Source organism: Pseudomonas sp. NyZ480 (assembly GCF_029537255.1).
Taxonomy (GTDB): Bacteria; Pseudomonadota; Gammaproteobacteria; order Pseudomonadales; family Pseudomonadaceae; genus Aquipseudomonas; species Aquipseudomonas taiwanensis.
The window spans coordinates 3,640,760-3,654,718 of the sequence record NZ_CP120626.1 but is presented as its reverse complement, the minus strand read 5'-3'; the positions used below and the strand labels follow the sequence as shown (position 1 = coordinate 3,654,718).

Below are 13,959 nucleotides of genomic sequence, written 5' to 3'. Positions count from 1 at the left end.
ACAATTTCGCACATCAAACGCTAAATCCTCCTCGCGCCAAAGCGTTTCCCAAGCGACTACTACCCGACACACATCCGGTTACAGGGGCGTGACGGGGCACATTCGCTTGCTTGCGAGGATTTACCGATGTCGACCGCTTCCAGCCTTGCCCAGGTCCTACCGACCAGCGCGCCGCAACCCCTGTATGAGTTCGCCGATTCCCCTTTGCTGCAGCGCCAGCAACAGCAGGAATCCAATGCCCGCAGCTATCCACGACGCCTGCCGCTGGCGCTCAAGCGCGCCCGTGGCATTCACGTCGAGGACATTGAAGGCCGCCAGTTCATCGACTGCCTGGCCGGAGCCGGCACCTTGGCCCTGGGTCACAATCACCCGGTGGTGATCGAAGCGATCCAGCGCGTGCTGGCTGACGAACTGCCGCTGCACACCCTGGACCTCACCACCCCGGTCAAGGACCGCTTCGTCCAGGACCTGTTCGGCGTGCTGCCAGAGGCGCTGCGCCGTGAAGCGAAAGTGCAGTTCTGCGGCCCGACCGGCACCGATGCGGTGGAAGCGGCCCTGAAACTGGTACGTACGGCCACCGGACGCAGTACGGTGCTGGCGTTTCACGGTGCCTACCATGGCATGAGCCAGGGTGCGCTGAGCCTGATGGGCAGCCACGGCCCGAAACAGCCCTTGGGCGCGCTGCTGGGGAATGGCGTGCAGTTCATGCCGTACCCCTACGATTACCGCTGCCCCTTCGGCCTGGGCGGCGAGGCAGGGGTGAAAGCCAACCTGCATTACCTGGAAAACCTGCTGCTCGACCCGGAAAGCGGTGTGCCGTTGCCTGCCGCAGTCATTCTGGAAGTGGTGCAAGGCGAGGGCGGGGTGATTCCGGCCGATATCGAATGGCTCAAGGGTGTACGCCGCATCACCGAGCAGGCCGGCGTGGCGCTGATCGTCGATGAAATCCAGAGTGGTTTCGCCCGTACCGGGCGAATGTTCGCCTTCGAACACGCCGGCATCGTTCCGGATGTGGTGACCCTGTCCAAAGCCATCGGCGGCAGCCTGCCGCTGGCGGTGGTGGTGTACCGCAACTGGCTGGACACCTGGAAGCCAGGCGCCCATGCCGGTACTTTCCGTGGCAACCAGATGGCCATGGCAGCGGGCTCGGCGGTGATCAACTACCTGAGCGAGCACCGTCTGGCCGAACATGCTGACGCCATGGGGCAGCGCCTGCGGGGCCATCTGCTGCGTCTGCAGCGGGACTGCCCGCAATTGGGCGATATTCGTGGCCGCGGTCTGATGCTGGGGGTGGAACTGGTCGACCCGCATGGCCGGGCCGATGCGCTGGGCCACCCGCCGGCCCACCGCGAACTGGCGCCGAAGGTGCAGCGCGAATGCCTCAAGCGTGGGCTGATTCTGGAGTTGGGTGGGCGTCATGGAGCGGTAGTGCGCTTCCTGCCGCCGCTGATCATCAGCGCCGAACAGATCGACGAGGTCGCCCAGCGATTCGCCGAGGCTTTGGCTGCGGCGCTCTGATAGTGCCTTGGGCTGCATGGCAGCCCCTTCGCCGGTAAGCCGGCGACTACAGGCGCGATACAGGGTGTACGGCACCCGAAACCATCACTCGAACGAACGCCCCCGACGCCAGTAGCCCATCAGCGTCAGGCAGGCGCGATCCATGTGTCGGTCGTTGATCAGGTGCCGACGGACCTGCATCACCGTGGCGGACTCCCCGGCTACCCACGCATAGAAATCACCGTGTCGTGCCTGGGCCAGCTCCCAGGGCCGGCGTTGCTCGATGTCGATCGCTTCCAGATGACAGGCCGTGCCCAGTGTCTTTACCTGCGGGAGGTCGGCCAGGTGCTCGACGGCATGACGCAGGGCGGCCCCGGGCTCGCTGCCCAGTGCGTCGCGCGGCAGCCAGTGAAGATGGGTATCGCGGGGGCATTGGAGGTCCAGGCAGTCCGCTTGCAAAGGTACTTCTATGAATGCCTGCACCTTCGCTGGCTGCTGGGTTGCCGCCAGGTCTTCGAGGATGCACGCGATGGCCGGCAGGGCGGTCTCGTCGCCCGCCAGCAGCACGCGGCCGACGCCGGCAGGTGGGTTCCACTCGTAACCGCCGGGGTCCTTGGGGTAGGCCAGGTTGGGCGCCAGCATCTGCAAGCAGTCACCGCTGCGGGCGCGGGTCGCCCAGGCTGAGGCGGGGCCGTTGACGCCGTGCATGACGAAGTCGATGTCCACCTGCGCCTGGGCCCGGCGCAGGGCTCGAATGGTGTAGGTGCGCATCGGCGGGCGGGAGGCCTCCGGGAGCTGTTTGCGCGCCTCGTTCCAGTGACTGTCATGGGGCAGGGCCGGCAGGCTGCCGTCCGCCGCGGGGAAGAACAGCTTGACCCGCTGGTCGGGCCCGGCGCAGTTCATGCTGGCCACATCGGGCCCGGTGAACACCAGGCGGCACAGTGAAGGGCTCAGCTCGATCCTGTGCACCAGTTGCAGGTCGAACAGCCGGTAGGGGCTGGGTTTCTGCCCCAGCCCGCCAGCCAGTTTGCGCAGGCCGCGCTGCATGGCGCTGGCGAGGGAGGAGGGGGTGGCCATGGTCGGTCCTTTGGCATCGGGTTCACCGAGTGGACGAGTCGTGCGCCCGGCAATTTAACCGTTACGCGGCCCACCGAGAGGCCGGCGCTAATTTTTCCGGTCTGGGTTCGTTCTATAGGGACGACCTGTCATCGGGTCATTCGACCCACGCTCCGGATGCCAAGAAATGAATGCTGAAGACGCCCTGAAACTCGCTCGCCGGTTCATCGGTCTGCCCGTGGAAAAACGCCAGGTATTTCTGGCGGCGTTGCGCAAGGAAGGGGTGGACTTCTCCCAGTTCCCGATTCCCTGTGATGTGCCTGCCGAAGACCGCCAAGCCCTGTCCTTTGCCCAGCAGCGGATGTGGTTTCTCTGGCACCTGGACCCACACAGCGGCGCCTATAACTTGCCGGCTGCGGTACGCCTGAAGGGCGTGCTCAACCGTCAGGCCCTCGAGCAGGCCTTCGCCAGCCTGGTCGAGCGTCACGAAACCCTGCGTACGGTGTTCCGCCAGATGCCGGACGACAGCCTGTGCCAGGTCCCGTGCGAGCAGGCGTTGAGCATTGCCTGGCGCGACCTCGGCCAATGGTCGCCCGAGCAGCGCGAAGCCGAAGTCGCGGCCGAGGCCGAAGCCCAGGCGCTGCAGCCGTTCGACCTGGCCCAGGGCCCGCTGCTGCGGGTGCGCCTGTTGCGTCTTGACGAGCAGGAGCACGTGCTGCTGCTGACCCTGCACCATATCGTCTCCGATGGCTGGTCGATGAGCGTGCTGATCGATGAATTCTGCCGTTTCTACGACGCACACGACCAAGGCATCCAGCCGCAACTGGCGGCGCTGCAGGTCCAGTACAGTGACTACGCCCTGTGGCAACGTCGCTGGCTGGAGGCAGGCGAACAGCAACGCCAGTTGGATTACTGGAAGGCGCAGTTGGGCGACGAACACCCGGTGCTGGAACTGCCCACCGACCACCCGCGCCCAGTGCAGCCGACCTACCAGGGCCGTCGCCATGAACTGACCCTCGATGCGCAGTGGGTCGAGCAGGCGCGCGCGCTGGCGCGGCAGCAGGGGGTGACCCTGTTCATGCTGCTGTTGGGGGCATTCAACATTGTCCTGCACCGCTACAGCGGCCAGGGCGACTTGCGCATCGGCGTACCCATTGCCAACCGCAATCGCAACGAAGTCGAGGGTCTGATCGGTTTCTTCGTCAACACCCAGGTGCTGCGCACCCGGCTGGATGGCATGACCACGGTGGCCGAGCTGCTGGCCCAAATCAAAGCCGCCTCGATGGGCGCCCAGGACCACCAGGACCTGCCGTTCGAATGCCTGGTCGATGCCCTCAAGCTCGAACGCAGCCTGAGCTACAACCCCCTGTTCCAGGTGATGTACAACCACCAGCCGGAAGTGGCCGACGTCACTCGCCTGAACGTCGGTCAGGGCCTGGAACTGAGCGTCATCGAATGGGAAAGCCGCACCACCCAGTTCGACCTGAGCCTGGACACCTACGAGCAGGGGGGGCGGCTGAATGCGGCCTTCACCTATGCCTGCGACCTGTTCCAGGCAGCCACCATCGAGCGCTTTGCACGGCACTGGCTGCGGGTGTTGCAGGCGATGGTCGGCAACCCGGGCCAACGTATCGGGGAGATCGCCCTGCTGGACGAGCAGGAACACCGCCAGGTGGTCGAAGGTTGGGGGCGCAACGAGGCCCGATACCCGAACGAGCTGACAGTGCATGAGCTGTTCCAGGCCCAGGCGGCGCGCGCGCCAGACGCGGTCGCTTTGATCTTCGAGGGCCGGCGACTGACCTACGGCGAGCTCAACGCCCAGGTCAATCGACTGGCCCGAACCCTGGTCGAGCGCGGTGTGGGTCGCGAGGTACTGGTGGGCATCGCCCTCGAGCGAGGCCTGGACATGGTGGTCGGCTTGCTGGCGGTACTCAAGGCTGGAGGCGGCTATGTGCCGCTCGACCCGCAATACCCGGCCGACCGCCTGCAATGCATGATCGAGGACAGCGGCAGCCGCCTGATACTGACCCAGGACAGCCTGTTGCAGCGCTTGCCGCTGCCACAGGGCGTGCAGACTCTGTGCCTGGACCACGACCAAGCCTGGGCTCACGACGACGACAGCGACCTGCCCAACCTGGCCCTGGCCGACAACCTCGCCTACGTCATGTTCACCTCTGGCTCCACCGGCCGACCCAAGGGCGTCGGTATCAGCCACCGTGCCTTGGTGCGCCACGCCCACGTGTCGCTGGGTTTTTTCAACCTCAGCGCCGCTGACCGGGTGCTGCAGTTCGCGACCTTCAACTTCGACGGCTTCGTCGAGCAGCTTTACCCGGCCCTGATCTGCGGCGCCTCGGTCGTGATCCGCGGCAGCGAAATCTGGGACAGCGAAACCCTCTACCGCCAGCTGATCGAGCAGCGCATCAGCGTGATGGACCTGACCACAGCCTACTGGCACATGCTGGCCAAGGAGTTCGCCGCGGTCGGCCCGCGTGATTACGGCGTGCTGCGCCAGGTACATGGCGGCGGTGAGGCAATGCCGCCGGAAGGGTTGTTGGCCTGGCGTCAGGCCGGACTGGGCCATGTGCGTCTGCTCAATACCTATGGCCCGACCGAAGCGACGGTTACCGCCACCACCCTGGATTGCGACGACTATGTAAGCGGCCAGCGGCCGATTCCGCTGACCTTGCCGATCGGCACCGTGCTGCCCGGGCGCAACATCCTGGTGCTCGACGACAACGGTCTGCCGGCACCGGTGGGTGTAGTCGGCGAACTGGTGATCGGTGGCGAACTGCTGGCGCGGGGTTACTTCCAGCGCCCAGGCCTGAGCGCCGAGCGTTTCATTCCCGACCCCTACGGTGGGTGCGGTGCGCGCCTGTACCGCACCGGCGATTTGGCTCGGTTCAACGCCGAAGGGGTGATCGAGTACGCCGGCCGGATCGATCACCAAGTAAAGATCCGAGGTTTCCGCATCGAGCTGGGCGAGATCGAAGCCCGGCTGCTGGAGCGCGCAGAAGTCGCCGATGCCTTGGTGCTGGCGCTGCCGGGGGCCAACGGCCTGCAACTGGTCGGCTACGTGGTGCCGACCGACCGCGCGTTGGTCGATGCAGGCCCAGCCCCCCAAGCTGCGCTGCGTGAAACCATCCGCATTGGTTTGCAAGAGCAGCTGCCCGACTACATGGTGCCGACACAGGTGCTGTTGCTCGCCCAGTTGCCCCTTAGCCCCAATGGCAAGCTCGACCGCAAGGCCCTGCCACGCCCTGACACCCGCCAGCTGCAGCATGACCATGTTGCACCGCGCACCGCGCTGGAACAGCAAATTGCGGGCATCTGGCAGGATGTGCTCAAGCGTGAGCAGGTGGGCATCACCGACAACTTCTTCGAGCTGGGCGGCGATTCGATCATGTCGATCCAGGTGGTCAGCCGAGCGCGCCAGGGCGGGTTGCTGTTCACCCCAAAGGACCTGTTCCAGCACCAGACCGTGCAGGGGCTGGCCAGTGTCGCTCGTCGCGGTGAGGCGTGTGCGGTGGTCGACCAGGGGCCGGTTCACGGGCCGCTTGGCTTGTTGCCGATCCAGAGCGATTTCTTTGCCCAGGCGATTCCAGCGCGCCATCACTGGAACCAGGCGTTGCTGCTGCAGCCGAAACAGGCATTGCAGGCAGGGGCCTTGCGCCAGGCACTCGGCGCGATCGTCAACCATCACGATGCCCTGCGTTCGCGTTTCGTGGCGCAGGACGGGCGCTGGCAGGCGCAGATCGCCGAGCCGAGCGCGTGCGCTGATGACCTGTTGTGGTGCCGTGAAGGCCTCAGCGTCGAGCAGCTTGGTGAAGTGAACAGTCAGGCGCAGGCCAGTCTGAACCTTGCCCAGGGGCCAATGCTGCGTGCCGTGTTGGCGACCTTGAACGATGGCAGCCAGCGCCTGTTGCTGGCGATTCATCACCTGGTGGTGGACGGGGTGTCCTGGCGCATCCTGCTGGAGGACTTGCAGCAGGCCTATACCCAGCTGATCCAGGGCCGCTCGCCGCAACTGCCGGCCAAGACCAGTTCGCTCCAGACCTGGGCCGAGCGCCTGCACGCTCTCGCCCAGGCACCGGCCATGCAGGAAACACTGGGCTATTGGACCGACCTACTGAGTGATGTCCCGCTCGACCTGCCCTGCGATCGCCCACAGGGTAGCGTGCAAAGCCGTCATCGCCAGGTCGTGCGCAGCCGCCTCGACCGCGAGGGCACCCGCCAGTTGCTGCAACAGGCGCCTGCCGCCTACCGCACTCAGGTCAACGACCTGCTGCTGACCGCCCTGGCCCGTACCCTGCGTGGTTGGACTGGCCAGAGCGACGTGCTGATCCAGCTCGAAGGCCATGGTCGTGAAGACCTGTTCAACGATGTCGACCTGAGCCGCACCGTTGGCTGGTTCACCAGCCTGTTCCCGCTGCGTTTGACCGCCCACGAGGACCTGGGCACCTGCCTCAAGGGCATCAAGGAACAGCTGCGCGGCGTACCGGCCAAGGGGCTGGGCTTCGGCGTACTGCGCTACCTGGGGGCGCAGCCTGGGTGCGATGTGCTGGCAACCTTGCCGCAGCCGCGCGTGACCTTCAACTACCTGGGGCAGTTCGACGCCAGCTTCGACGCTGATGCGCTGTTGCTGCCGGCCCGTGAAAGCGCGGGTGCCGAATTGAGCGAAGACGCGCCGCTGGGCAACTGGCTGGAAGTGGAGGGCCAGGTCTACGACGGTGAGTTGGAAATGCGCTGGACTTTCAGCGGCGAGCAGTTCGACACGGCCACCATCGACCGCGTGGCCGCGGATTTCGATAGGCAGTTGCGTGCGGTGGTCGAGCATTGCTGTCAGCCCGAGGTCATGGGCCTCACGCCGTCCGACTTCCCGCTGGCGAACATCGACCAGGCCCAGCTGGATGCGCTACCCGTGCCCGCCAGCCAGATCGAGGACATCTATCCGCTTTCGCCGATGCAGCAGGGCATGCTGTTCCATAGCCTGCTGCAGCAGGGCAGTGGTGAGTACATCAACCAGTTGTGCGTGGATGTCGACGGCCTTGAGGTCGAGCGTTTTCGTGCTGCCTGGCAGGCGGCGATGGACAGCCATGACATCCTGCGCAGTGCCTTTGCCTGGCAAGGCGCTGGGCAGCAGTTGCAGATCATCCACCGCCAGCTGCCGCTGGATTTCAACCGCCTCGACTGGCGGGGTCGTGACGACCTGGCTGCCGCCCTGCAAGTGCTGGCCGAGCAGGACCGCGCCCGAGGTTTCGATCTGTCGTGTCCCGGCCTGCTGCGCCTGACCCTAGTGCGTACCGGCGAGCACAGTCATCACCTGATGTTCACCCACCACCACATCCTTATGGACGGCTGGAGCAGTTCGCAGTTGCTGGGCGAGGTGATGCAGCGTTACCACGGCCAGGCGTCTGAACGCCCGGTTGGGCGTTACCGCGACTACATCCAGTGGCTGCAACAGCGCGATGCGCGGAGCAGCGAACGCTTCTGGAAAGAACGTCTGGCGGCATTCGAGGCGCCGACGCTGTTGGCCAAGGCAGGCGACGAGCCGGCTAGCGGCAGCGGCCACGCACTGTTCCATCATGATTTCGACACGGTCGCGACGCAGCGCCTGAACGCCTTCGCCCGGCAGCAGAAAGTCACCCTCAACACCCTGGTTCAAGCGGCCTGGCTGTTGCTGTTGCAGCGGTACACCGGCCAGGACTGCGTGACCGTCGGCACGACCGTAGCCGGTCGCCCGGTCGACTTGCCTGGCGTGGAGCGCCAGTTGGGCCTGTTCATCAACACCCTGCCGCTGGCCGCCAGCCCGCGTGCGCAACAGACCGTGGCGCAATGGTTGCGCGGCCTGCAGGACCTCAGCCTGGCCATGCGCGAGCATGAGCACAGCGCGCTGTTCGAAGTGCAAGGTTGGGTCGGTCACAGCGGCGAGGCGCTGTTCGACAACATTCTGGTGTTCGAGAACTTCCCGGTCTCCGAGGCGCTGGAGCATGGGGCGCCGCAGGGCCTGCGCTTTGGCCCGGCCAGGCACAGCGACCTGACCAGCTATCCGCTGACCCTGGGGGTCACCTTGGGCGAGCGACTGGCGCTGCACTACAGCTTCGACCTGGCGCACTTCACTGCGCAGCGCATTCGCCGTATCAACGACCATATGGCCCAGTTGCTGGTCGCCCTGGCGCAGGATGCGCAGCGCACACTGGGCGAGCTGGACATGCTTGCGCCGCTCGAACAAGCGCAGGTGGTCGAACAGTGGAACGCCACCTTCGTCGATTACCCGTCGGATACCTGCGTCCACAACCTGATCGAAGCTCAGGCGCAGAACACCCCGGATGCGGTTGCGCTGGTGTTCGGCGACCGCCAGCTGAGCTATCGCGAGCTGGACCAGCAGGCTAACCAGCTGGCGCACCGACTGATCGAGCAGGGCGCAGGCCCTGACGTACTGGTGGGCATCGCCGCCCAGCGCAGCGTGGAGATGGTCCTTGGCCTCCTGGCGGTGCTCAAGGCCGGCGCTGCCTATGTGCCGCTGGACCCTGAGTACCCGCGCGAGCGGCTGGCCTATATGTTCGAGGACAGCGGTATCGCATTGCTGCTGACTCAAACCGAGCTACTGCCACAACTGCCGCTGCCAGCAGGCTTGCCCACCTTGTGCCTCGACCAGCAGGGGCACCTGGGCTACCCGCTGATGGCGCCACAGGTGCAGCCGCAGCCAGAGAACCTGGCCTACGTGATCTACACCTCCGGCTCCACCGGCAAACCCAAGGGCGCCGGCAACCGTCACAAGGCCCTGAGCAACCGCCTGTGCTGGATGCAGCAGGCCTATGGCCTGGATGCCACGGATGCCGTGCTGCAGAAAACCCCGTTCAGTTTCGATGTGTCGGTGTGGGAGTTCTTCTGGCCACTGATGGTCGGCGCCCGCCTGGTCGTTGCCGCGCCGGGCGATCACCGCGAGCCGGCGCGCCTGGTGCGGTTGATCGAGCAACAGGGCATCACCACGCTGCACTTCGTGCCGTCGATGCTGCAGGTGTTCCTGCAGGATGAAGGGGTGTCGCGCTGCACCAGCCTGTCGCGCATCGTGTGCAGTGGCGAGGCATTGCAGGTCGATGCCCAGCAGCAGGTGTTCGCCAAGCTGCCCAACGCTGCACTGTACAACCTGTATGGCCCGACCGAGGCCGCCATCGACGTGACCCACTGGACCTGCCGCGACGAAGGCCTGGACAGCGTGCCCATCGGCCAGCCGATCGCCAACCTCAGCGCCTACGTGCTGGCCGACGATCTGTCGCCGCTGCCACCGGGGCTGGTGGGCGAGCTGTACCTGGGTGGCGAAGGCCTGGCGCGAGGCTACCACCGCCGTCCGGGGCTGACCGCCGAGCGCTTCGTCGCCAGCCCGTTCGGCACCGGCCAGCGCCTGTACCGCACCGGCGACCTGGCCCGCCAGCGCGCCGACGGGGTGATCGAGTACAGGGGGCGCATCGACCACCAGGTGAAGATTCGTGGTTTGCGGATCGAGCTGGGCGAGATCGAAGCACGCCTGCTGGAGCAGGACGAAGTCCGCGAAGCGGCGGTGCTGGCGGTCGGCAGCGGTGCCGACACGCAGCTGGCCGCCTATGTGGTGGCGCACCAGCCAGATTCGCCGCAGTTGGGCGAGCAGCTCAAGGCGCGTCTGCGCAGTCTGCTGCCTGACTACATGGTGCCCACGTACCTGGTGCTGCTGACCAGCCTGCCGCTGAGCCCTAACGGCAAGCTCGACCGCAAGGCCCTGCCTGCGGTCGATGCTGCACCGACGTGTGCACGGTTCCGTGCTCCGCAGACTGAACTCGAACGGCAACTGGCGTTGATCTGGCAGGAGGTGCTGGGCCTTGAGCGGGTTGGCCTGGATGACGACTTCTTCGCCCTTGGTGGCCACTCGCTGCAGGCGGTGATGCTGCTGTCGCGCATTCGCGGTGCATTCGGCGTCGAGCTGCCGGTCAAGGAATTCTACGAACTGCGCCAGCTCGGGCAGCTGGCGACGCATCTGCAAGGTGATGCCGGGCAGGCGGCCGATGAGCTCGACCTGATCTTCGGCGCGCTCGATGAACTGGAGGAAAGCAATGCCTGAGCACAAGCAGGACCGTACAGAGGAACTGGTGGCGCGCCTGCGCAACCTCGATGGCGAGCGCCGTCGGCAGCTGTTTGCCAAGCTGGCCCAGGCCGGTGTCAACGTAGCCCGCCTGCCGATCGTGCCGGCTCTGGAGCAGGGGCCGCAGCCGCTGTCCTACGCCCAGCAGCGCCAGCACTTCCTGTGGCAGCTGGAGCCGACCAGCAGCGCTTACAACATCCCGGCAGTGCTGCGTTTGCACGGTGCCCTCGACAGGGCTGCGCTGCAGGCCGGCCTTGACGACCTGGTGCGTCATCAGGGCAGCTTGCGCACACGCTTCATCGAGCATCAGGGACAGGTTTGCCAAGTGATCGACGAGGCACTGCGCCTGACGCTGGTGGTCGATGAATTGGGCGCGAACGAAGACACCGAGTCAGCGATCAAGGCCTATGCCGAACATTGCACCGGCCAGCCATTCGACCTGATGCAGGGGCCGCTGGTCCGGATCAATCTGCTGCGCGTCGGGTCGGACGACCATGTGCTGGTGCTGGCCTTGCACCACAGCATCGCCGATGGCTGGTCGGTCAACGTGCTGGTCGAACAGTGGCTTGCCTGCTACGCCAGCCGCTTGCACGGCCAGCCCGCGCCACTGGACGATGTGCCGATCCAGTATGCCGACTATGCCGCCTGGCAACGCCAATGGCTGGAGTCGGGGGAGGGGGATCGCCAGCTGGCTTATTGGAAGGGCCACCTGGGCGAGGCGCCTGAAGTGTTGACCCTGCCCAGCGACCGGCCACGTCCGACCCAGGCCAGCCATCAGGGCGCGGTGCTCGACCTGAACGTTGCGCCGGCATTGCTGGATGGGCTCAAAGCGTTGGCGCAGCGCCAGGATGTGAGTCTGTTCATGCTGTTGCTGGCGTCGTTCCAGCTACTGTTGCACCGCTACAGCGGGCAGGCTGACATCCTTGTGGGCGTGCCGGTGGCCAACCGTAACCGAATGGAGACCGAGCGACTCATCGGCTTCTTCGTCAACACCCAGGTGATGAAGGCGCGCATCGACGGTCTGCAGCCTTTTACAGCCTTGCTGGCGCAGGTGCGCGAAGCGGCCCAGCAGGCCCAGGCTCATCAGGACCTGCCCTTCGAGCAACTGGTCCAGGCGCTGCAGCCGCAGCGCAGCATGAGCCACAGCCCGCTGTTCCAGGTGATGTTCAACCATCAACTGGAGGGCGCTGGCCAGCGCCTGGCAGTGCCGGGACTGAAAGTGCGGCAGGTGACTCGCGATGAGCGCTCGGCACAGTTCGACCTGAGCCTGGATACCGTCGAAAGCCCCACCGGGCTGGTGGCCAGCCTGACCTATGCCACCGACCTGTTCGACCGCTGCAGCGCCGAGCGCCTGCTAGGTCATTGGCACAACTTGCTGCAGGGCATCGTGGCCAACCCCTGCGAACGGGTGCAAGCCTTGCCATTGTGCGATGCCAGCGAGTTGCAGCAGTGGGTGCAGGGCATCAACGCCCCCGTCGTCGATTACCCGTCGGACACCTGCGTCCACAACTTGATCGAAGCTCAGGCGCAGAACACCCCGGATGCGGTTGCGTTGGTGTTCGGCGACCGCCAGTTGAGCTACCGCGAGCTGGACCAGCAGGCCAACCAGTTGGCGCACCGACTGATCGAGCATGGCGTCGGCCCCGATGTGCTCGTCGGTATTTGCATGGAGCGCAGTGTCGAGATGGTGGTGAGCCTGCTGGCGGTGCTCAAGGCCGGTGGCGCCTATGTGCCGCTGGACCCTGAATACCCGCGCGAGCGCCTGGCCTATATGGTCGAGGACAGCGGTATCGCATTGCTGCTGACTCAATCGCACCTGCGCGCTCAACTGCCGGTGCCGACCTCGATGCGTGTCCTGAATGTGGATGAGCAGGACTACCTTGCGTGCTCCACCGAGGCTACCGGCGTACAGCCGCAGCCAGAAAACCTGGCCTACGTGATCTACACCTCCGGCTCCACCGGCAAACCCAAGGGGGCCGGCAACCGTCACAAGGCCCTGAGCAACCGCCTGTGCTGGATGCAGCAGGCCTATGGCCTGGATGCCACGGATGCCGTGCTGCAGAAAACCCCGTTCAGTTTCGATGTGTCGGTGTGGGAGTTTTTCTGGCCACTGATGGTCGGCGCCCGCCTGGTCGTTGCCGCGCCGGGCGATCACCGCGAGCCGGCGCGCCTGGTGCGGTTGATCGAGCAGCAGGGCATCACCACGCTGCACTTCGTGCCGTCGATGCTGCAGGTGTTCCTGCAGGATGAAGGGGTGTCGCGCTGCACCAGCCTGTCGCGCATCGTGTGCAGTGGCGAGGCATTGCAGGTCGATGCCCAGCAGCAGGTGTTCGCCAAGCTGCCCAACGCTGCACTGTACAACCTGTATGGCCCGACCGAGGCCGCCATCGACGTGACCCACTGGACCTGCCGCGACGAAGGCCTGGACAGCGTGCCCATCGGCCAGCCGATCGCCAACCTCAGCGCCTACGTGCTGGCCGACGATCTGTCGCCGCTGCCACCGGGGCTGGTGGGCGAGCTGTACCTGGGTGGCGAAGGCCTGGCGCGAGGCTACCACCGCCGTCCGGGGCTGACCGCCGAGCGCTTCGTCGCCAGCCCGTTCGGCACCGGCCAGCGCCTGTACCGCACCGGCGACCTGGCCCGCCAGCGCGCCGACGGGGTGATCGAGTACAGGGGGCGCATCGACCACCAGGTGAAGATTCGTGGTTTGCGGATCGAGCTGGGCGAGATCGAAGCACGCCTGCTGGAGCAGGACGAAGTCCGCGAAGCGGCGGTGCTGGCGGTCGGCAGCGGTGCCGACACGCAGCTGGCCGCCTATGTGGTGGCGCACCAGCCAGATTCGCTGCAGTTGGGCGAGCAGCTCAAGGCGCGTCTGCGCAGTCTGCTGCCTGACTACATGGTGCCCACGTACCTGGTGCTGCTGACCAGCCTGCCGCTGAGCCCCAACGGCAAGCTCGACCGCAAGGCCTTGCCGACACCCGACAGCAGCCTGCGCCAACAGGCCTATGTGGCGCCGCAGACCCCCTTGCAGGAACAGTTGGCGCAGGTCTGGCAGACCCTGCTCAAGCTCGAACGGATCGGCCTGCACGACAACTTCTTCGACCTCGGCGGCCATTCGCTGCTGGCGACCCAGATGTTGATGCAGATCCGCCAGCAGCTGGGGCTCGACGTGCCACTCAAGGTCCTGTTCCAGAGTGACAGCCTCGAGCAGTTCGCCGAGCAGGTGAAGCAGTTGCAAACAGACGTCCAGCCCGTCGAAGACGAGTTGGCTAAATCCTTGGAGGCCCTCAAAC

At 65.7% G+C, this 13,959-nt stretch carries 3 protein-coding genes and 1 pseudogene; 3 read left to right on the top strand and 1 reads right to left on the bottom strand.

Annotated elements, in window-relative coordinates; translation table 11 throughout:
* Nucleotides 1-126: 126 nt before the first annotated feature.
* Entirely contained in the window at nucleotides 127-1,518 is a 1,392-nt protein-coding gene (locus tag P3R38_RS16755; RefSeq protein WP_023381389.1) for an aspartate aminotransferase family protein, read from the top strand.
* An 84-nt stretch (nucleotides 1,519-1,602) separates the two neighbouring features.
* Here the strand turns inward: P3R38_RS16755 and P3R38_RS16750 are convergent, their stop codons facing one another.
* A complete protein-coding gene (locus P3R38_RS16750) occupies nucleotides 1,603-2,574 on the bottom strand; it encodes a siderophore-interacting protein (protein ID WP_023381388.1) in 972 nt (323 codons plus the stop codon).
* 166 nt (nucleotides 2,575-2,740) lie between these two features.
* Here P3R38_RS16750 and P3R38_RS16745 point away from each other — a divergent pair, with 166 nt between their 5' ends.
* Together P3R38_RS16745 and P3R38_RS16740 are read left to right on the top strand one after the other, a co-directional pair.
* Nucleotides 2,741-10,645, top strand: a complete 7,905-nt coding sequence (locus P3R38_RS16745; RefSeq protein ID WP_277686438.1) for a non-ribosomal peptide synthetase — start codon at nucleotides 2,741-2,743, stop codon at nucleotides 10,643-10,645.
* A 151-nt stretch (nucleotides 10,646-10,796) separates the two neighbouring features.
* A pseudogene (locus tag P3R38_RS16740) lies at nucleotides 10,797-13,859 on the top strand (amino acid adenylation domain-containing protein); the annotation flags it as partial.
* Nucleotides 13,860-13,959 lie beyond the last annotated feature (100 nt).